Source organism: Micromonospora sp. KC606, from assembly GCF_004348675.1.
Classification (GTDB): domain Bacteria; phylum Actinomycetota; class Actinomycetes; order Mycobacteriales; family Micromonosporaceae; genus Micromonospora.
This window is the reverse complement of record NZ_SMKN01000003.1, coordinates 1-20,866: the sequence shown is the minus strand read 5'-3', so window position 1 is coordinate 20,866 and position 20,866 is coordinate 1. Positions and strand designations below refer to the sequence as shown.

General features: G+C 69.7%; 18 protein-coding genes. 14 read left to right on the top strand and 4 right to left on the bottom strand.

Translation table 11 applies throughout. The annotated features are described in order from the left end of the window. Positions 1–32 precede the first annotated feature (32 nt). Genes E1193_RS01575 through E1193_RS01555 form a run of 5 tightly spaced genes read left to right on the top strand, consistent with a single transcriptional unit; the run spans position 33 to position 4,262 of the window. Positions 33–1,274 (top strand): aminotransferase class I/II-fold pyridoxal phosphate-dependent enzyme, encoded by a 1,242-nt coding sequence (locus tag E1193_RS01575; protein WP_132179465.1) that lies wholly within the window; start codon positions 33–35, stop codon positions 1,272–1,274. Next, positions 1,264–1,824, top strand: coding sequence for a MaoC family dehydratase (locus tag E1193_RS01570; protein ID WP_132179463.1), 561 nt, complete (start codon positions 1,264–1,266; stop codon positions 1,822–1,824). The genes E1193_RS01575 and E1193_RS01570 overlap by 11 nt, the downstream gene beginning before the upstream one ends. Before the next feature lie 2 nt (positions 1,825–1,826). After that, positions 1,827–2,942, top strand: coding sequence for a scyllo-inosamine-4-phosphate amidinotransferase (locus E1193_RS01565; protein WP_132179461.1), 1,116 nt, complete (start codon positions 1,827–1,829; stop codon positions 2,940–2,942). Between the two features lie 32 nt (positions 2,943–2,974). Further along, entirely contained in the window at positions 2,975–4,075 is a 1,101-nt protein-coding gene (locus E1193_RS01560; RefSeq protein WP_132179459.1) for a class I SAM-dependent methyltransferase, read from the top strand. After that, the gene (locus E1193_RS01555) at positions 4,029–4,262 is read left to right on the top strand and encodes a transposase (RefSeq protein ID WP_243707213.1); all 234 of its coding nucleotides are present in this window, start codon (positions 4,029–4,031) and stop codon (positions 4,260–4,262) included. Before E1193_RS01560 ends, E1193_RS01555 begins: the two co-directional genes overlap by 47 nt. 13 nt (positions 4,263–4,275) lie before the next feature. Here E1193_RS01555 and E1193_RS01550 read toward each other — a convergent pair whose 3' ends face one another. Further along, positions 4,276–5,163, bottom strand: a complete 888-nt coding sequence (locus E1193_RS01550) for a winged helix-turn-helix transcriptional regulator (RefSeq protein WP_132179457.1) — start codon at positions 5,161–5,163, stop codon at positions 4,276–4,278. A gap of 25 nt (positions 5,164–5,188) precedes the next feature. On the opposite strand from E1193_RS01550, the gene E1193_RS01545 reads away from it, so the two are divergent. Continuing rightward, entirely contained in the window at positions 5,189–6,427 is a 1,239-nt protein-coding gene (locus E1193_RS01545) for an MFS transporter (RefSeq protein ID WP_132179455.1), read from the top strand. Positions 6,428–6,577: 150 nt separating this feature from the next. Here the strand turns inward: E1193_RS01545 and E1193_RS01540 are convergent, their stop codons facing one another. Beyond that, entirely contained in the window at positions 6,578–7,708 is a 1,131-nt protein-coding gene (locus E1193_RS01540) for an amidohydrolase family protein (RefSeq protein ID WP_207922495.1), read from the bottom strand. 232 nt (positions 7,709–7,940) lie between these two features. Here E1193_RS01540 and E1193_RS01535 point away from each other — a divergent pair, with 232 nt between their 5' ends. The 7 genes from E1193_RS01535 (at position 7,941) to E1193_RS01500 (ending at position 16,844) form a co-directional block, all read left to right on the top strand. Continuing rightward, entirely contained in the window at positions 7,941–8,426 is a 486-nt protein-coding gene (locus E1193_RS01535; RefSeq protein ID WP_132179453.1) for a MarR family transcriptional regulator, read from the top strand. An 827-nt stretch (positions 8,427–9,253) separates the two neighbouring features. After that, positions 9,254–12,046: a sialidase family protein gene (locus tag E1193_RS01525; protein WP_132179451.1), complete on the top strand. Its 2,793-nt coding sequence runs from the start codon at positions 9,254–9,256 to the stop codon at positions 12,044–12,046. 25 nt (positions 12,047–12,071) lie between these two features. After that, positions 12,072–12,908 (top strand): carbohydrate ABC transporter permease, encoded by an 837-nt coding sequence (locus E1193_RS01520; RefSeq protein ID WP_132179449.1) that lies wholly within the window; start codon positions 12,072–12,074, stop codon positions 12,906–12,908. A 16-nt stretch (positions 12,909–12,924) separates the two neighbouring features. Next, on the top strand, positions 12,925–14,247 hold the full coding sequence (locus tag E1193_RS01515; protein ID WP_132179447.1) for a sugar ABC transporter substrate-binding protein: 1,323 nt from the start codon (positions 12,925–12,927) through the stop codon (positions 14,245–14,247). Then, entirely contained in the window at positions 14,244–15,278 is a 1,035-nt protein-coding gene (locus tag E1193_RS01510) for an ABC transporter ATP-binding protein (protein ID WP_132179445.1), read from the top strand. Before E1193_RS01515 ends, E1193_RS01510 begins: the two co-directional genes overlap by 4 nt. Positions 15,279–15,429: 151 nt before the next feature. Beyond that, positions 15,430–16,299, top strand: a complete 870-nt coding sequence (locus tag E1193_RS01505; RefSeq protein ID WP_132179573.1) for a sugar ABC transporter permease — start codon at positions 15,430–15,432, stop codon at positions 16,297–16,299. Between the two features lie 53 nt (positions 16,300–16,352). Beyond that, entirely contained in the window at positions 16,353–16,844 is a 492-nt protein-coding gene (locus tag E1193_RS01500; RefSeq protein WP_132179443.1) for a hypothetical protein, read from the top strand. A 558-nt stretch (positions 16,845–17,402) separates the two neighbouring features. Here the strand turns inward: E1193_RS01500 and E1193_RS01490 are convergent. Further along, the gene (locus E1193_RS01490; protein ID WP_132179441.1) at positions 17,403–18,185 is read right to left on the bottom strand and encodes an arylamine N-acetyltransferase; all 783 of its coding nucleotides are present in this window, start codon (positions 18,183–18,185) and stop codon (positions 17,403–17,405) included. 269 nt (positions 18,186–18,454) lie between these two features. Here E1193_RS01490 and E1193_RS01485 point away from each other — a divergent pair, with 269 nt between their 5' ends. Then, positions 18,455–18,913, top strand: coding sequence for a hypothetical protein (locus tag E1193_RS01485; RefSeq protein WP_132179439.1), 459 nt, complete (start codon positions 18,455–18,457; stop codon positions 18,911–18,913). 131 nt (positions 18,914–19,044) lie between these two features. On the opposite strand, the gene E1193_RS01480 is transcribed toward E1193_RS01485, so the two are convergent. Then, the gene (locus E1193_RS01480; RefSeq protein WP_132179437.1) at positions 19,045–20,352 is read right to left on the bottom strand and encodes a hypothetical protein; all 1,308 of its coding nucleotides are present in this window, start codon (positions 20,350–20,352) and stop codon (positions 19,045–19,047) included. Between the last annotated feature and the right edge of the window lie 514 nt (positions 20,353–20,866).

Here is a 20,866-nt window from a genome sequence, read left to right as displayed (position 1 = left end):
AGCCGTCCGGCCCATCGACAGGGACAAGGGAGATGACGAGCAAAGACGAGGAACAGAACATCATCGGGCCGCGCCGATACCGCAACGCGGAGAAGATGATCCGGACCGCCGACCCGGTGTGGCAGGCAGCGGCCGACCACGGCCTGACCGGGATCAGGGTCGACACGCCCTCGGGCGACGCGAACAACCGGCTCGTCGACCGGGAGACCGGCCGTGAGTTCGTCAACATGTGCTCCTGCGCGTACCTCGGACTCAATCACCACCCGGCGGTGATCGAGGGCGCCGTGGCGGCGCTGCGCGAGGCCGGCGCAACCTGGCTGGTCACCTCCACCACCCGTATCCGGCACCAGTTGCTGGACCGCCTCGAGGAGGAACTGGGCGAGCTGTTCGGCACCCAGGTGCTTCCCGGCACCTCGTGCAGCGCCCTCACCGCCGGCATCCTCCCCCTGGTCGCCTCCGGGCACCTTGCCCCGGGCGGCCCCCGGGTGATGGTCTTCGACCGGTTCTGCCACTTCTGCATGTCGTACGTGAAGCCCATCTGTGCCGAGGAGAGCCTGGTCCTCACCTGCGACCACAACGACCTGGACTACCTGGAGGACGTCTGCCGGCGGTATCCCAGCGTGGCGTACGTCGCCGACGGCGCGTACTCGATGGGAGGTGCCGCCGCCCTGGACGGCCTGCTGGACCTCCAGGACCGGTACGGGCTGTTCCTGTTCATCGACGACTCGCATTCGCTGTCGATCGTCGGCGAGCGGGGCGAGGGTTTCGTCCGCTCCCGACTGACCATGAACCCGCTCACCGTCATCGTCACCAGCCTCGGCAAGGGCTTCGGCACCGGCGGCGGCGTGGCCATGCTCGGCGACCCGAAGACGTACGGCTTTCTGACCAGGCACGCCGGACCGGTGGGCTGGTCACAGAACATGGCCCTGCCCCTGGTGGGCGCCTCGTTGGCGAGCGCCGCTATCCACCGCTCACCCGAGCTGGGCGAGTTGCAGCGTCGGCTGCACGACAACGTGGCGTACTTCGACGAGCTTCTGCCCACCTCGTTCGCGGGCAACGGCCTGCCGGTACGCCGGATCACCGTGGGCGACGCCGACCGGGCGGTACAGCTCTCCGCGGAGCTGTACCGGCGGGGCTTCTACAGCTCCGCCGTGTTCTTCCCGATCGTGCCACAGGGACAGGCCGGGCTGCGGATCATGATCCGCGCGGACATCGACCAGAAGGTCCTGGCCACCTTCGTCGACCACGTACGGGAGCTCACCGATGCCCTTTGAGCAGGAAGGGAAGCCGATTGTGGACCGGCCCCATCCGACCGGGTACCGCAAGGTGGGTGAGCACCGGTACCGCGAACAGGTCGGCTTCTACTACGACGAGATCGTCGTCGGTACGGTGATCGAGCACCGCCCCGGCCGTACCGTGACCGAGATGGACAACGTGCTGATGAGCATGTTGAGCATGAATGCATCACCGTTGCACATCGACGGCGCGTACGCCGCCCAGGGCCGGTGGGGCAAGCCGCTCGTCTCCAGCCTGGTGACGCTGAGCATCGTCGGCGGGATGACCGCCCGCAGCACCAGCGGCCGGGCGATCGCGAACCTCGGGTGGGACCGGATTCGCCTGTCCCACCCGGTCTTCGTCGGCGACACCCTGTACGCCCAGAGCGAGGTGACCGCCAAGCGGCTCTCCGCAAGCCGTCCGGGCGAGGGCATCGTGAGCTGCCGCACCACCGGAATCAAGGCCACCGGCGAGGTGGTGCTCACCTTCGACCGCAGCTTCCTGGTGCCAACCCAGGAATCCAGCATCGACTCCAGAGTAGGATACTGACAGTGACCGCTGACCAGATGGTCACCAGGCCAGCCCCGTCCACCACCCCCGACCCTTCCGGTCTGCCGGCAGTCAGCTCCTGGGACGAGTTCACCTCCCTCCGCGAGATCGTCGTCGGGCACGCCAAGCACAGCCGCATCCCCGAGCAGGACGACCCGTCCGCGTGGCTGACCTGCTACCCGAAGCTGACCCGGGCGGAGCTGGGCAAGCTCGAGGTGGGTGAGGTGCCGGCACACATCGTCGAGGAGACGGACGAGGACCTGGCCGTGTTCGTCGCCACCCTGCGAGAGCTGGGTGTGACCGTGCACCAGCCCGCGGTCGTCGACCACGGCAGGGAGTTCGCCACCCCCCAATGGCGCAGCGCCGGATTCCAGTCGTACTGCCCCCGCGACCTCACCCTGGTCGTCGGTTCCACCATCATCGAGGCCCCCAGTCCGACGCGGGCCCGCTACTTCGAGCTGTTCGGGCTGCGCCCGCTCTTCCAGGACTACCTGCTGCGCGGCGCCACCTGGCTGGCGGCGCCCAGGCCGCAACTGCCCGACGAGCTGTACCTGGTCGACGCGGACGGCCTGCCCGACCTGGGCGAGGCCGAGCCGGTCTTCGACGCCGCCAACGTGCTCCGCCTCGGGCGGGACCTGTTCTACCAGGTGTCCCGCAGCGGCAACGAGCTCGGACTGCGCTGGCTGGAATCCACCGTCCGGCTGCTCGGGGACATCCGGGTACACCCGCTGCGCGGGATCTACGGCTACACCCACATCGACAGCACCATCTCCTTCCTGCGCCCCGGCCTGGTGCTGCTCAACCCGGGCCGGATCAAACCGGACGCGGTCCCGGAACCGCTGCGCGGCTGGGACGTGCTGTGGTGTCCGCCGCTGCGCCAGCCCGCGATCTGGCAACCCACCCTGAGCGAACACTGGATCAGCATGAACCTGCTGATGGTGGACGAGGAGCACGCGATCGTCGACGCCGACCAGCCGGAGCTGATCAGCGCACTGGAGCAGCGCGGCATCACCGTGCTGCCGCACCGGCTGCGCCACGCCCGGGCGCTTGGCGGCGGCTTCCACTGCGTCACGCTGGACACCGTCCGCACCGGCGGACCGGAGAACTACCTGGACTGAGCGGCCCGCGTCCAGTCCGATCGAGGAGCACGATGACCACCTCCGTCAACATGGTGGTGGCCGGGTCGACCGTGCGGGTCCTGGTGGACCCGGCACAAACCGCGGCACCCGGCGTCCCCACCCTCGGCCCCAGTATCGGCGAGTACCCGTGTTACGACGCGGTGTCGTACGCGCGGATGACCGACGACGAGGAGCGCAACCAGCGGTTCCGCGCCGCGCTGGCCCGGTTGGCCGCCGGCCGGGTGGTGCTCGACATCGGTACCGGCGCGGACCTGCTCTGGGCGCGGGAGAGCGTGCGGTACGGCGCCCGCCAGGTCTTCGCGATGGAGGCGATGGAGGAGTCGTTCCAGCGGGCCGGGGCGTGGCTGGCGGAACCGGGCACCAGAGAGCGAGTTACTCTGCTGCGCGGGGTCTCCACCGAACTCGACATCTCCCCGAAGGCGGAAGTCTGCGTCGCCGAGATCATCGGATCGCTGGCCGGGGCCGAGGGCGTCGCCGCGGTGCTCACCGATGCCCGGCGCCGGCACCTCACTCCGAATGCCGCGGTCGTGCCGGCCCGATGCGTCACACTCGCCGCGCCGGTCGCCTTCCGGCGGCTCTTCGCGGGCGGGCCCGTGGCCTTCGCGGCGGACTCGCTCAACTACCTGAAGACCATCTTCGAGTGGCACGGAGCCCCGTTTGACGTACGCCTGCGCATCGAGCACCCAGCCCGCGACGCGTTGCTCGGCGACGGTCAGGTTGTGGAGTTCCTCGACCTCAACGGCCAGCTGCCGCTGGAGCAGCGGCAGTCGGTCCGCCTCGCCATCGACCGACCGGGCGTGGTGGACGGGGTGCTGACCTGGCTGCGGCTCTGGGGCCTGCCCGACGGGGAGCCACTGGACGCGCTGCGGGTGGCGAGCAACTGGGCGTCCATCTACTTTCCGCTGTTCGACTCGGAGCATCCGGTCGAAGCGGGCGACGTGCTCGACCTGACCGTTACGTCGACCCTGAGCGAGGACGGGGTACACCCGGACTATCACCTCGCCGCGGTGCTGCGCACCGCGGCCGCCGGTACCCGCTCGGCCAGCCACAGTTCCCCGTACCGGGGTGGCGCGTTCCGCAACCACCCCATCCACCGCCACCTCTTCCCGTAGTCGTCGGTGGCCGCAGATCCACGCGTTCCTGACCACCGGAGTCACCAACGCCGGGTCCGAAGGCGCCAACCGCCTCACCAAGACAATCGCCCGCGACGCCGACGGCTTCCGCAATCCCGAAAACCAACGCCTCCGCACCCGTACGGTCACCACCGGACGCCGCGGCAGACACCTCAGCCCCGCCTAACTTTGAAGAGCCCCTATCCGGCGACCGGAACGTGATCTCGGACCAGGCGCAGCATCTCGCTGACCGAGCCGGCCGGATCGGTCACAGGGAACTGGACGGCGCGCACCGTCGCGGCCGCGTCGAGCAGCAGCGTGGCTCGCTTGAGCCGGTCAGTGCCGGCGGCTCGGAAGGTGGGCAGCAGCAGCGCTGCGGCGAGCCGCCCGTCGGCATCGGAAAGCAGCGGGAACGGCAGCTCGGCGTGCGCGGCGAAGGCAGCCAGCTGGTCCGGACGCTGAGTGCTGACCCCGTGGATACGCGCACCTGCGGCGGCGAAATCGACGGCCCGTGCGGCATAGGTGCTGGACTCAAGCGTGCAGCCGGGAGCGCCGGGAATGTCCGCCCAGTACGGCGGGAGGCCCTGTACGCCGGGCACGAACGCGCCGGGGAAGCAGTAGAGCACCGTCCAGGCATCCGGGTCGGCGGGCGGCACCGGTACGCCGTCGTGGCGTACCAGGGTCAGCTCGGGGAGTCGGCGTCCGACGAGGGCGTGCACCCGGCGCGCCTCCGCCGACCCGGCCGCCGCCGTGGCGGTGAGCGACCCGTCGCCGAGCACGTGCCGGTCGCCCCACTCCTGCAGCGCGATCAGCACCGGCAGCAGGCCCTCGCCCTTGGCGGTGAGGAGATAGTCGTATCGCGGCGGGCGATCCGTGTACCGCCGCCGGTGCAGCACGCCGTGCTCAATGAGGGCGGCGAGGCGCTCGGTCAGGGCGCGGCGGCTCATCCCGAGCCCACGTTGCAGGCCGTCGAAGCGGGTCACGCCGCCGGCAATGTCGCGGATCAGCAGGAAGGTCCACCAGTCGGTCAGCACGCCAAGGGATTGCGCGATGCCGCAGTCCGCATCGGCGAGGTCGACTCTTCTCACACCTACCACTATAGTCAGTTCCATTATGAAACTCACTGCCTTCTGGTGTTGGTGGGTCGCCGGCACGACCAGTCACCTCGGCTCGGCGGTCGGCGGGGTGGCTCTGCCGCTGACCGCGCTGACCGTGCTGGACGCGTCGGCCTTCGACATGGGTCTGATCACGGCGGCCGGCTATCTCGCGTACCTTTTGATCAGCCTGCCCGCGGGGGTGATCGTGCAGCGCGTACCGCTGCGCGGCATGCAGGTCGTCCTGGATCTGATTCGGGCCCTCGCCATCGCGTCCGTCCCCCTGGCCTGGTGGTTCGACGCTCTGTCGGTGGCCCAGCTAGTCGCGGTCGCCTTGGTCGTGAGCTTCGCCAACGTGCTGTTCGACGTGGCGAACCAGACCTTCCTGCCGGAGATCGTGCCGGCCGCGCAGTTGCAGGCGCGCAACAGCCTCAACTCCGGCACACATGCCGCCACTCAGCTGGGCGGGCCGTCCCTGGGCGGACTCGCGGTGCAACTGCTGGGTGCGGTGCCGACGCTGTTCATGGACGCCGTCAGCTATCTGATCTCCGCCGTGCTGCTGCGCACCCTTCCGGCCCGGCGTGTGCAGCGACCGGCAGAGCGGCCACCAATGGTCACGATGATCCGCGAGGGCTGGCACTTCGTGCTCCGACACCCGATCATCGGGCCGGCCATGTGGGACGCCACCGCGACGAACTTCGTCTGCGGCGCGATGCTGGCTCTCTTCCCGTACTACCTAGTGCGCGAGCTGCACGCGTCGCCGCTCATGGTCGGGCTACTGCTCGCCGCCGACGGCCTCGGCACGCTCGTCGGCGCCGCGCTGACCACCCGGTTCACCGGTCGGGTCGGCACCGCGCGCGGCCTGATCGTCGCGGCCTTCGTCGGTGTGGCCGGCGCGCTCATCATCCCGCTGGGCACAGGCACCGCCGCCTACTTCGCCTTCGCCGCAGGCAACCTCATCTTCGCCGGCTCCACGGTGGTGCTCAGCGTGACCACCCGCACCTACCGGATGCTCGCCAGTCCGCCAGACCTTCTGTCGCGGGTGATCGCCACGGTTAAGTTCGTCTCCTGGGGCGCCATCCCGATCGGCGGCCTACTCGCCGGCATCCTGGCCGGGTCGATCGGGGCCCGCACCACTCTGCTGATCTTCGGGGCGCTCACCGTGCTGTCCCCGATCATCTACCTGTCGACCCCGATCCGCCGGCTGCGCGACCTGCCGCTCGACGCCGCCCCGAAACCCGCCGAAGCGCGGGTGTGAACCGCGCAACAGAACGGGCGGGCCTTCGCAGCGACCCGCTCGTGTTTACGACTCAGGGTCCCCGGAAAAGTCGTCAGGTGATGCCGAGTAGTGCCGGCGGGGCGGGTGCTGTCGCGGGCGTGGTGGCAGTTGGCCCGGCGCTCCGTCCCCTCAGAGATTCAATAGGCGTTCCGCGTTGCGGTGTGCGATGCGCTTGAGGTCGGCGCGGGAGAACGGCGCCGTGCGGAGGAACTCGACCGCCTCGGCGGTTGATTCGTAGGGGTAGTCGACGGCGAACAGCAGCCGGTCGACGCCGATGGCGTGGACGGCTCCGAGCAGGGCCGCGTGGGAGAAGACGCCGCTGGTGGTCGCGTAGAGGTTGTGCCGCAGGTAGTGGGAGGGCAGCTGTCGTGGCCTGCTCTCGCGGTCGGCCTGGTGATAGCGGCTGTCGAGCCGGGCCAGCTGGAAAGGCAGCAGTTCCCCCATGTGCCCCAGCGTCACCGACGCTCCAGGGAACTCGTCGAACACTCCACCGTAGATCAGGCGAAGTGCGTGGGCCCCGACCGCCGCTGTCCACCCCCAGGACGGCCCGCTCAGCACGGGGTATCCCTCGAACACCCGCCAGTGATCGGCGGGGAAGAGCGCGGGATGGAGGTAAAGCGTCACGCCGAGCCGTTCAAGCCCGGCCCACACCGGCCGGAACTGCGGCTCGTCGAGGTAGTGGCCCTGAACGTGGTCGTTGTGCAGGACCCCTTTGAGGCCGAGTTGTTCCACCGCCCGGCGCAGCTCGACCACGGCGGCCTTCGGGTCCTGCAACGGCAGGGTGGCGAAGCCGGCGAACCGTGTCGGGTGGGCAGCGACCACTTCGGCCAGATAGTCGTTGACTCGGCGGGCCGTGGCCACGGCCTCGGAGGGGTCCTCGATGGCCTCCACGCCGGGTGAGGTGAGCGACAGGACCTGTACGTCCACCCCATGCTCGTCCATGTCCGCCAGACGCAACTCCGCGATGTCGGCGAGTCGGCGGCCCCACTCCTGCACCCAGTCAGCAGGCATACGAGCCTTGCCCGGCCACGGGATCAACTCCGGAACGGAGAATGCCTCTTCGACTGCGATGACCTTCATGCCGCGTCCCGGGCCGGCGGCGGTCCCGGCCGACGTGAGGGTGGCGGCCTCGGCCGCGGCGGGGGGCGGGGCCCCGAGGCCTGCCGTGCCGGCGGTGACGCCGGCCGCGGCGGCCAGCAGACGCCGCCGCGACGTGCCCGCGGCGAGGGGGGATACAGACGGTCCTGTCGTCATCGTCATGCCTTTCCATCGGATTATGGGAATCGAGGACGTTGGGGGAGCCCCGACGCGGCTGCGGGGAGCCGACAACGAGCAGAGCGGTGCGGCGGCCGCACCAATCATTAGGTAGCCTAATCGTAGGTTACCTAATGATCGGTGGTGTCGGAGCCAGTGATGTTGGTCACCAAACCTGACCGGCCTACCATCGGCAGAGCGCGCCGAACCGACCATCCCACCGTGAAAGCAGACCGACATGTCCTCCTCCCCGTCTGAATCCGAGCCGCTCATCCGGCTGCTGTGGCGCGCGCACAACTGGTTCCGAGCCGCCCTGACCACTGCGTTCGAGGCCCAGGAAGACGGGGTGACCATCAGCGCGGCACACGTGACCCTGCTGAGTCAGCTCCCGTCAGAGGGCGCGAGCATCGCCGAGCTGGCTCGGCGTCTAGCTGTCAGCGCCCCGACCGCCCACCAGTGGGTCCATGAACTTGTCGCCCTGGACGTGGTGACCGTGGAAAGCGATCCCCGGTCCGCTCGGTCAAAGCTCGTGCGCCTCTCGGCGGCCGGCGTCCGGCGCCGCGCGGAGACGATGCGGATACTGGCCGGGCTCGAAGCCGTGCTCGCCGAGCGCGTCGGCGCAGATACCGTCACCGCACTTCGGGCCGCGCTGGAGCAACCGTGGGGATCTCCGGAGTCGGCGGTGGCGAAACTCGCCGACCTTGCGACCCAGCAACGCCGTTGACCCCAGGAGCAGCGACCGCCAGCGTGCCGGTCAGCAACGGACGCAACTCGACCAGCAGGCCGTCGACCACCTATTCGGCCGTCGCGCACGGCGGCTCGCCGTCGCCGGATAGTTGCAGCGGATAAACATCGATCGAATGGAGAACGTTCGCTCGGCCCTCTGGACGAGCCGGTCATGACCGGTCATGGAGACACTGCGTAAACCCACCGCGACGGCGGAGTGGGGGGATCGCCCTCGGTTGTTGTCGACGGGCGAACTGTTACGGATGCAGGGATGCGCCCTTGACGATCTTGTCAACCTCCCTGCGGTCCCCTCGCATGGCGATGCCGACCAGGCCCAGCTTGTCGGCCTCCACGCCCCGCACGGCCGCTCGGTTGTCCTCGTCGTTGTTCGTGGCGAAGAGAACCTCGGTGTAGATGGTGGCCGGGACGCCCCGCCGGTCGCCGCTGCGCGGACTGGGGCCCTGGACGACGCCGGGCGGCGGTTCCGCGTCGAACGCGGCGCCGCCGGTCAGAAGAAGACCAGGAATGCCGTCGTGACGTCACACCGACGTCGAAGCCGGCTTGGGCGAACGCGACGGAGTAGGCCCGGCCGATGCCGTGTCGCCGCCGGAGACGACGGCGGTTTTCGGGAACTGTCGCTACGCGACGGCATGCCGGGGCGGTACCGGCCAGGCATGCGGGCAACCACTGCGCGGACTTGGATGCGGGCCGCGGGATTGTCCCCGGTCCTGGTCTCTGACATCCTCCTGTGTAGACGCTGCCAGTGACGGTCGCCAACCCAGGTGCCGCGCTGCGGCGACGCCTTCTTTTGGCGGAGGGACCATCGTGAAGCGTAGACGTCGCCATCTTCTTGCAGGCATTGCGGCCGGTGTCCTGGTGGCATCGGCCGGTTTCGTCGGTATCCACTTCTCCGGCGCCGAAGCGCCAGCCACCGCCGCGGTCGGCGACGGTGAGATGCCCGGTGGGCTCGGCACCCATCTGGAGCGCCTGCGGCAGGCCGCTCCCGGCAACGACGGCATGTCGCCGGACGGGCCCGGTGGCGCCGCCCAACAGGAGTTCCTGGAGCGCGCCTATCCGGCCAACGCCATCACCATCACCCAGCTCGACCGGTCCAAGGCGGCCTACACGGCCGCCGAGAAGCGCTTCCGTGGTAGCCAACGGTGGACCAACGTAGGGCCGAGCGAGGCGGTCTACCCGTTCACCGAGTACCGCAACGCGTTCAACTACGTGCCCAACGAGTACGTCGCGGGTGGCAGGGTCACCTCGATCGACATCAGCCCGGACTGCAACAAGCTGCTCTGCCGGGCGTACGTCACCCCGGCCGGCGGTGGCGTCTGGGGCACCCTGAACATTCTCGCCGCCGAGCCCAAGTGGTTCTACCTCGGCGGCCCGCTGGGCATCAACGCCGCCGGCTCGGTGAGGATCGACCGCAACGACCGCACCGGCCTGACCATCTACGTCGGCACCGGCGAGGCGAACACCTGCGGCTCCGGCTGCGTCGCCGGCGTCGGCCTGTACCGGTCGACCGACGGTGGCCTGACCTGGTCCGGCCCGCTGGGCAAGGACGTGTTGGCCGGCAAGGGCATCGGCGAGATCACCATCAAGCCCGGTGACCCGAAGACGCTCTACGTGGCCACCACCACCGCCCTGCGCGGCATGTCCAGTTCCTGCTGCACCGGGGTCACCCGGCCGGTACCGGACGCCGAGAAGTGGGGCCTGTACAAGTCCACCAACGGCGGCAAGAGCTGGAAGTTCATCCACAACGGCTCGGCGGACGCCAGCGAGTGCACCGGCAGCTCGGCCGAGTTCAACAACACCACCTCCTGCTCGCCACGGGGTGTGCGCTACGTCAAGCTCGACCCGAAGAACGCGAACGTCGTCTACGCCTCCTCCTACGCCCGGGGCGTGTGGCGCTCGCCCGACGCCGGGGCGACGTGGACGCAGATCAAGCCGTCGCTCAACCCTGCGCTGCCCCAGACTCGCGCCGCGATCGACGTGACCACCCTGCCGGGTGGCAAGACCCGGATGTACGTCTACGAGGGCAACATCGGCAACCCGTACTCGCGGCTGCTCCGCAGCGACGACGTGGCCACCGGCAACCCGACGTTCACCGATCTGACCAGCGCGAACCCGGCCGACCCGGGCTTCGCCACCTACAACCAGTGCGGCGGCCAGTGCTGGTACGACGTGTTCGTGCACACCCCCGAGGGGCACCCGGACATCGTTTACACCGGCGGTAGCTACGTCTACGGGGAGACGGTGGCCCACAAGCGGGCTGTCGTCCTCTCCACCGACGCCGGGGTCAGCGGCACCGACATGACCTACGACGGTACGAACGAGCTGCACCCCAACGGCCTGCACCCCGACCAGCACGCGCTGGTCACGAACCCACGCAACCCGTACCAGTTCTTCGAGGCCAACGACGGCGGCGTCATGCGCTCCAGCGGCGAGTTCGTCGACCGGTCGTCCTGGTGCGACAACCCCGACCGCAACCTGACCGCACAGGCGCAGAAGGACCGCTGCAAGCAGATGCTGTCGCGGATTCCCTCCAAGCTGGAGGGCATCAACAAGGGCATGAACACGCTGCAGTTCATCAGCCTGTCGGTCAGCCCGCACAACGCGAACCTGCTGCAGGGCGGCACCCAGGACAACGGCACCTGGGAGAACAAGGGCGAGCGCCGACGCTGGGTCAACACCATGATCGGTGACGGCGGCGCCTCCGGCTGGGACGTCGGCAAGCCGGAGTTCCGGTTCCACACCTTCTTCGACGTCTCGCCCGAGGTGAACTTCAACAACGGGGACATCGGCAGCTGGATCTGGACCGCCGACCCGATCTACGGCCAGCCCGGCAGCCTGTTCTACGCCCCGGTGATCAGCGACCCGAAGGTCAGCGGCACCATGTTCGCCGGCACCGGGCTGTCGGTGTACCGCACGAAGACCTCCGGCCTGGGCGACCGCAGCCTGGCCGAGGCCAACCGGATCTGCAACTCGTGGACCGGCACGTACGAAGAGCAGTGCGGCGACTGGGAGCCGCTGGGTACCACCAACCTGACCGACGCCGCGTGGGGCGACCGGGCCGGCGGCGCTGTCTCGGTCATCCAGCGGGTCGACTCGGACACCTCCACCGCCTGGGCGGCCACCAGCACCGGCCGGGTCTTCGTGACCCGCAACGCCGACGCCGAGCCGGCCTCCGCGGTGACCTGGACCCGTGTCGACACCGCCACCACGCCGAACCGGTTCGTCACCAGCATCCACATCGACCCGGCCGACCCGGCCCGAGCGTGGATCTCCTACAGCGGCTTCAACTCCAACACCCCGGCCACCGCCGGGCACGCGTTCGAGGTGAAGACCACCGGCAGCGGGGCGACCTGGACCGACCGGTCGTACAACGTCGGCGACCAGCCGATCACCGACCTGGTCCGGGACGACGTCACCGGCGACCTGTACGCCTCCACCGACTTCGGTGTGCTGCGGTTGGCCAAGGGCAGCACCTCCTGGGTGAAGGCGGCCGGCGGCATGCCGAACGTCGAGGTCGCCGGGCTGACCATCGTGCCGGGCAAGCGGATCCTCTACGCGGCCTCGCACGGCCTCGGCGCCTGGCAGTTGAAGCTCAAGTAAGGAACGGATCATCGGCAACATCCCGGTGAGGGGCCGCGACCGCGGCCCCTCACCGCTGCCCGAGCAGGCCGCCCGGCTGTGGCGTTCCCTCGGCGCGGCCTTCGTCATCCTGGTGTTCGTGCCACCGCTGCTTCTGCTGGTCTCCGGCTCTCTCACCGAGCCGGGCCTACCGCCGTCACCCACTCCGCAGCTGGTGCCCGACCCGGTCTCCACCACCGGCTACGAACGCGCCCTCGACCTGGGCGGTCTGCTGCGCGCCTCGCTCAACTCGGTGCTCGTCGCCGTCGTGGCGGTGCCGCTGAGCGTGCTGGTCGCCTCGCTGGCCGGATTCGCACTGGCCCGGCTGGCCCCGCGTACCACCGCCGTGGTGGTCGCGGCCTCCCTGGTCGCGCTCATGGTGCCGGCGACGGCGCTGCTCGTGCCGCGCTTCGCGATCTTCCGCTTCCTGGGGCTGACCGACACCCTCGTCCCTCTGATTGCTCCGGCCCTGCTGGGCACCTCACCGCTCTACGTCCTGGTCTACTACCTGGCCTTCCGGGCGCTGCCGGCCGACCTGTACGACGCCTGCCAGGTCGAGGACCTGTCACCGGTACGCACCTGGTGGCAGGTCGCGCTGCCGCTCGTGCGCCCGGTGACCGCCGGGCTCACCGCGCTGACCTTCATCCTGACCTGGTCGAACTTCCTCGACCCGCTGATCTACGTCTACGATCGCGATCTGTTCACCCTGCCGCTGGCACTGCGATCGCTGTCGCTGCTGGACCCCACCAACTTCCCGGTCTTCCTGGCCGGGGCGGTGATCGCCACGCTTCCCGCGCTGGGCGTCTTCGTCCTGGCGCAGCGGCGCTTCCTGCACGACCACTGATCCGAGGGAATGACTAGTGAGACCGAAGTCCCTGCTCGCCGTGGCGCTGTGCGGCGCGCTCGCCGTCACCGGCTGCGGCTCCGGCGTCGGGTCGTCCTCCCGCGACCAGGTCAAGCTGCTGGTCTTTGGCGCTCCCGAGGAACTGGCCGCGTACCGCACGCTGATCGACGCGTACGAGGCGGCCCGGCCCGGCGAGCGGGTTCAGCTGATCGAGGCCAGCGACCGTAAGGACCTGCTGGCCCGGCTGGCCACCTCCGTCGCCGGCGGTGCGCCGCCGGACTTGTTCCTGATGAACTACCGCTTCTACGGCCAGTTCGCGGCCAAGGGGGTGGTCGAGCCGCTCGACGAGCGCATCGCCGCCTCCGACGCGGTCGACCCGGCCGACTACTACCCGGTGGCGATGGACGCGTTCAAATGGCACGACCGGCAACTCTGCCTGCCGCAGAACGTCTCCAGCCTCGCCGTCTACTACAACCGCACGCTGTTCGCCAAGTACGGCGTACCGGAACCCGTACCCGGCTGGACCTGGAACGACCTGGTCGGTACCGCCACCGCGATGACCCGCGACGACCGCGGCCTGGTCATCAGGGGCACCGAGGCGGAGGGTGCCGCCCGGCTGCCCGCCGTGCACGGCCTCGGCGTCGAGCCGTCGATCATCCGGCTCGCGCCGCTGGTGTGGTCCAACGGCGGCGAGGTCGTCGACGACCCCGAGCGGCCCACCCGGCTCGCCCTGGACAGCCCCGCCGCCCGGGAGGCGCTGAAGAACCTCGTCGACCTGCGGCTGGCGTACGGCGTGGCGCCCAGCGACGCGGAGGTGGAGGCGGAGGACGACGAGTCCCGCTTTCTCAACGGCCGGCTCGCCATGCTGATGACCTCCCGGCGGGCCACCACCAACTTCCGCACCATCACCGGTTTCGACTGGGACGTCGCCCCGCTTCCGGTCTACCAGCGGCCGATCGGGGTGCTGCACTCCGACGCGTACTGCATGACCCGAGGGTCGAGGAACAAGGACTCCGCCTGGCGGTTCATGGAGTACGCCATGTCGGCGGACGGGCAGAAGATCATCGCGGCGACCGGCCGCACCGTACCGTCGCACGTCGAGACGTCCCGCTCTCCGGCCTTCCTCGACCCGAACCTGCCACCGCGCAACTCCCGGGTCTTCCTCGACGCCATTCCCACCGTCCGGGCGCTGCCCACCGTCTCCACCTGGCCGGAGATCGAGGACCTCAGCTACGGCATCCTGGAGAACGCCATGCACCGCGGCGACCGGCTCGACGACGTCATCCGCGAACTGGACATCAAGAGCCGGCCCGTGTTCGCGCGAGGGGAGAACGGGTGAGCGAGGCCGGACTGGTCCTCGACGGTGTCAGTGCCGCATACCGCACCGAGCCGGTCCTGCACGAGGTCGACCTCGCCGTCGCCCGTGGCGAGCTGCTGGTCGTGCTCGGTCCGTCCGGTGCCGGCAAGTCGACCGTGCTGCGGGTCGTGGCGGGACTGGAGCCGGTGTCGGCCGGGCGGGTGCGCATCGCCGGCCGCGACGTCACCGACCAGCGGCCCGGCCTGCGCAACGTCTCCATGGTCTTCCAGTCGTACGCGCTGTTCCCACACCTGACCGTCGCCGAGAACATCGCCTTCGGGCTCGAGGTGCGCGACACTCCGCGCAGGGTGGCCCGCGAACGGGCCCGGGCGGCGGCCGAGACGGTCGGCTGCGCCGGGCTGCTCGATCGTCGGCCCGGGCAACTCTCCGGCGGCGAGCGCCAGCGGGTCGCCCTGGCCCGGGCGCTGGTGCGGGAGCCGGACGTGTTCCTGCTCGACGAGCCGTTGTCCAACCTGGACCTGGCACTTCGGGTGGAGATGCGCGCCGAGCTGCGGGCCCTGCACGACCGCCTCGGTGCCACGATGGTCCACGTCACGCACGACCAGACCGAGGCGCTGGTGCTCGCCGACCGGATCGCCGTGCTGCGCGATGGCCGCATCGAGCAGGTGGGCACCCCGGAGGAGATCTGGCGGACCCCCGCCACGGTCTTCGTGGCCCGGTTCGTCGGCTCCCCGGCGATGAACATGCTCCCGGCCGGCGGCCCGCTGCTCCCCACCGGCGATCCGCCGGCCCTGCCCGTCGAGGCGCAGATCGGTTTCCGGCCCGAGGCGGCCACCCTCCACACAGGCCACGGCGCTCCCGCCATCGTCGACCGGGTCGAGGTGGTCGGCGAGGACGCCTACGTGTACCTCACCCTCGAAGGGGGGCAACCGGTGGTCGCCCGGGTGCCCACCGCCCGCCGTCCCGGCCGGGGCGCCGCGGTCCGCGTGGGCGTTCGCTGGGTCGACACGCACGTCTTCGACGCCACCTCCGGCCGCCGGTTGGCGCCGTGAGCGCGGGGAACCAGCCGGGTGGGGCAGCCGACTGGTCGCGAACAGGAGCTGACACGTGAGCGCGGGGAGTGAGGCGGGTCCGCGACCTTCGGGAACAGGAGCCGGCAGCCCGGCCCGGCCGGACGCGCGCTCGCGGCGGCAACTGGCGTTGATGCTCGCGCCGTACCTGGTCGGTCTGGTCGGTCTGGTGCTGCTGCCGGCCCTGGGCATCCTTGCCCTGGCGTTCAGCCACTACGACCTGGTACGCCCACCGGCCTGGGCCGGCTTCGACAACTTCACCGCGTTGGTCGAGGATCCGATCTTCCGCATCGCGGTGACCAACACCCTGGTGTTCGCGATGGTGGCCGTGCCGCTGCGGGTGCTGTTGGCGCTCGGACTGGCGTTGCTGTTGCACCGCCGCGCCCCCGGGGCCGGCACCGGCCGCGCGGCGGCGCTGCTACCCACCGCGGTGCCCGAGATCGCGTACGGCCTGCTCTGGTTGTGGTTGCTCAATCCCCTGTACGGGCCCATCAACCAGGTGCTCCGCGTCGGTGGGGAGAACGGGCTGACCGCGCTGGGGCGCACTCCGCCGCAGTGGCTCACCGATCCAACCGACGCCCGGGCCGCGATCATCCTGATGAGCCTGTTCACCATGGGGGAGACCTTCGTGGTGCTGCTGGCCGCGCGGCGGGCGCTGCCCAGGGACGTCTACGAGATGGCCGCGGTCGAGGACGCCACCGGCTGGGACATGTTCCGCCGGATCACCCTGCCGCTGATGGCGCCGGTCCTGGCCCTGTTGGCGGTCCGCGACGCCATCGCCAGCCTGCACTTCACGTTCGTGCCGGCGTTCGTGGTGACCGATGGTGGCCCGCCCCCGTACGCCACCACCTACCTGTCACTGTTCGTGTACCAGACCGGCTTCGAGTACCTGCGCTACGGCTACGCGGCGGCGGCCACGCTGGTCATGATGTTGCTTACCCTGACCGCGGTGCTGGTGCAGTGGCGGTTGATCCGCCGCTACCGACGCTTCTACCCGCGCTAGCGGGGAACCGCCGCGGGTGACCGGTGCGTCCCAGGTGACGGAGGTGTGCTGCCATGCGTCGAGCGTCGATCGTGCTGACCGCGGTCGGGGTGCTGCTGCTGATGACCGCCTGCGGTCTGGGGGGCGACCCCGGCCCGCGGCGGGCCGTCCCACCGACCGGTTCGCCGCCGTCGAGCCCGGCGCCGACCGTCGAGTCCCCGCCCGCTGGCGGCTCCGGCGTCGCGACGCCGACCGACCCGGTTGGATCGGCCGGGCGGCCCTCGCCGGGCCGCACCGGAGTCGCGCCGCCCTCGCCACCCGGCGGGGAGGTCCCGGGCGGACTGCCGTGGAGCGGGCGCACCCTCACCGGCACCGTGGAACGCTCGGGCGGGTGCACCACGCTGTTGGTCGGGACGCGACGCTGGGCGTTGACTGGTGAGGCGGCCGAGGCACTGAGCCCGGGTGACCGGGTCACCGTGCACGGTGCGTTGGCCCCCAGGCCAGCCGCCTGCGCCGACCGCGACCTGGCCCAGAGCGTCGCCGTCGCTCGCGTCGACCCGGCCTGACCCCGCCGTACCGGTGTAGGCGTGGCGCCCGCAGGGGTGGGTAGCGCCGCTCGTGGTGGCCGGGTCGTGCCAACCACGGCAGTCGTCGTCCAAACACCGGGCGAACGCCTGGTCGGTGGAGATCGAGGTGATCGCGGCGGCGGTCATGTGGCGGGCGGATCGGTCGGCGAAACCATCACCGACGAGGCGGGTCAGCTGGCCTACCTCAAAACGTTCCGGCTGTCGGCCGCCCAGACCCGCCGTGGACATCTGCTGTCCCAGCTCGCGGCCCACGACTGGGACCTCGACGCCACCGCTACGGCACTCGGCACCGACCGGGACGGACTGGTCCGACGTCTCGACCCGCCGGCTTCGGCCACCTGCTCCGCCCCGGCATCATCGTTGCCTGTCGAAGGCGCGCCCGGGAACTGCGCAGCCTGGCGACGAAGGCAGGCCCGTGAAGTGACGAGGTGCGCCGTAGCATCCGGTCACCGCCATTTCCGGAACCGCCGGCTGTACCACCGCGAATGCCCGGATTGTTGGCGATCACGGGCAGCCAGCGGTTCTCCCCAGCCACCGTCACACTCCTACTGTCGGTCGGGCCAGGGAAGGTACCCGGTCCAGCACGATGCCGAAGTGGTCGCGGTACGCGGACAGCAGCGCCTCGTCGGTGCCGAGCGGGACCTCGGACCGCGTGGCGTCGTGCGTCAGGATCAGCGTGCGGCCGCTGATCGAGATTCGTCCGTCGCCGTCGATCCGCGAGCAGATCGCTCCGCGGGTGAAGGGCGAGTCTGGCGAGGTCTGCTGCCACCAGCAGGTCGGTGCGAAGTCCGCCAGCGAGCGCGCCCGCCGCTCGATCCGGTACTGCGGTCGCCCGTCCTTGATCACGTCCACGTCACTGTCACCCACGTCGACCAGTGCGAACCGGCCACCGGGATCCGCCTGCTCGGCCCGGCTGGTGAACTCCAGCGGGTACACGCTGTGGCTGCCGAAGCCGACGTCGACCAACCACGGCCCGCCGCCCTCGGCCGTGGACACCAGCAGCGCCAGGTGGTCGAACGGCGAGCCGGGACGTTCTCCGCCATACACGCGGGCGGCGGCCCGTACGACTCGGTAGCCGAGCGCCTCCAGCAGCATCGCGAATGCGCCGTTGAGTTCGTAGCAGAAGCCACCGCGCCGGCGTCGGACGATTTTGTCGATCAGGTCGTCCTCGGCCAGGGAGATCGGTTCGCCCAGGTGGATGCTGAGGTTTTCGAAGGGCACCACCGCTTGGTGGGCCCGATGCAGCTCGCGCAGGGCCGCGCCGTCGGCGACCCGGGGCCGCTCCACACCGATTCGTTCGAGATAAGCGATCACGTCCATACGCCGAGCATCCAACCTGAAGCCTGGTTCAGGTCAACTGCCGACGGTTCGCTCGGTTGATCATGAAGCTATCGCCCAGAACGCCCCGGCTGTCCCGTGCGTGCGCGGTGACTGGTGTGAGCCGTCGTGTCCACGGCCGCGGTCGTGGCCACTCGCATCCGGACGCCGCCGACCGGGCCGGGGCGGGGCCCGGTCGGCGGTGCCACGCAGAGCGGGTGCACGGGTGCCGATGACAAACTTCGTCAGACCCGCGCACTAGGTTGCCGGTCATGGCGATTCCCGACCGCGTGCCGATCGTGCACGAACCTGGCTACCGCACCGACACGATCGGCAGATACGACGGCGGGCAGTTCTTCGGCTCGGTCACCGCGACTCTCGAGGACGGGACGGGCAACATGCCCGACTGGTCCCGCTACAAGCGGTGGTACGCCGTGCTGCACCTGTTCGACGCCGACGGCGGGCATACCGGTTCCCAGATCTGGTTCGCCGGCACTAGCGAGCATGAGAAGGTGTCGATCAAGAGCGCAGAGGAGTGCCTCGCCATCTGGCTCACGGCGCTGCCAGGGCGCACCTTCGGTGACATCGCTATCAAGTTGTTCGACGTACACGTCGATGGCCACGTTTTCGGGCTTGTCGACCAGTCCGAGGATCACGGGCAGGATCACGCCGAGCTCCTCCCCGACACTCTGGGATTCGATCCACCATGGGACGGCTGCTACGACACCTGAGGCAGAGTCCCTGACGACGTCCGGATGGTCGTCGTCAGGGACCCGGTGGAACTGCTTCGCTTAGCGCTCGTCGGGTGGGTCGGCCGTAGCCGGGCCGCCGCCGGTGCGGTATGGAGGCCGTGCCGGAGGTCCTACGTCGACAGCAACGAGAACACGTTGTCGTTCACGCCGCCGCCGGGCAGGGCCGACCAGGCGCTACCGTTCCAGCGGGCGATCTTGCCCGCTGGCTGCCCCCCTGCGTTGTTGAAGAAGCCGCCGACGACGAGGAAGCCCGCGTGGGGGGTCACCGCGAACACGCCGCCGTCCGTTCCGACGCCGGCCGGACCGGAAAGCGCCGACCACGTGGAGCCGTTCCACACGGCGACGTTATTCACCACGACACCGCCTACGTGGGTGAACTGCCCACCGGCGACGAGCAGCCCGTTGTAGACGGTGAAATCGCGGACATCGCCGTTCAAGCGGCCACCAGGCTGCCCGCCCAGCACCGACCACTGGCCGTTGAAACGCACCGCCACGTCGTTGACGCTGAAGTTGTTTTCGCTGTAGGCCCGAGACGCCACCAGCGCGCCGTTGTAGTTCTCCACGGCCAGCACCGTGGCGCCCTCGATCGGCTGGCCCACCGATGACCAGGTGCTGCCGTTCCACGCGGCCACGCTGTTGGCGGCCACGCCACCGGCGGAGGTGAACAAGCCCGCGACGACCAGTAGGCCGTCGACGACGGTCAGGTCCCACACCGGCGCGCTGACACTGCCTCCGTACTCGGTGCCGACGCCCGACGGGCCCGGCAAGGCGAACCAGTCGCTGCCGTTCCACCGGGCGATGTTGTTCACGGTCACCCCACCGGCGCGCGGGAAGGAGCCGCCGACGTACAGGTCACCGTTGTAGACGGCCAGGGAAGCAACGAACCCGAGCGGCCGGACCACCACACCGATGGCCCCACTCGACCCGACCAGTGGCTCCCAGGTGGTCCCGTTCCAGCTGGCGATGCCGCTGACCACCACGCCGCCAGCCTCCATGAACGAGCCGGCGGCGATGAGCTTGCCGTTGTACATGGTCATCGCGTCGACCGTCTCGTCGGCGCCCTCGCCGTTCGGGCCGGAGAGCGCGGACCAGTCGACTCCGTTCCAGGCCGCGATGCTCGTGGCGCCTGTCCCACCGGCCTGGGTGAAGTAACCGCCGGCGAACAGCTTGCCGCCGGGAATGGCGTCCGAGGCCGCTGCGGCGCCGGAGAAGGCCACGGTCCCGGCGACCACGATGACGAGACCCAGTACTGCCTGCATCACCGCCTGCAGAAGACGGCGGGCAGCACGATTCGACGTGGATTTCTTTGACACCTTCACGCAATCCCCCGATCTCGGAAGCGGCGCAATGCTGCTTCCCCGTACGGTGATAGCCGCCGCGACGCCAAGGCCGCCGCGTTTCCGCCAGCAGACGCCCATATCGACACACGGCTAAGTGCGGCTTTGCGCAGAGTCAAGCAAGTGGCGACGTTGCGTGTCAAGCAAACGTCGCGTGAGCCAAGTCTCTGTCCGGCAAAGCCGGCCAACTGGCGGAAGCGTCCACGACCGCCCACCCAGTGACACGCCCAACGGTTTGTTCAAATTTCTGCAAACGAAAAAACTCAAGTCGGTAAGACATCTGTCATCATTAAGCAATTTTCATCGGGTGTGGGTCGCTCGAGATCCTGGCTGGCGAGAGCGTGTCGGCGTTCCGCATAGGATGAGACTCCCGGCAGGACGGCGGTCGACCTAAAACGACAGCCCTGTCAGAGTCTCGTTGCTGACGGCGTTGCTGACATCCGGTTGTCCACGCGCAGCCTGACGAGTCCTGCAATGCCGATCCGAGCACGACGTGCCGAAAGGGAGGGTGTTGCGGGCGGCTGCCGGCCCATGAGCAGGCGTCCTCCTATCCTGGTGGCTTTTGGTCAAAATCTGAACCGGTGGGAAGCTGTCT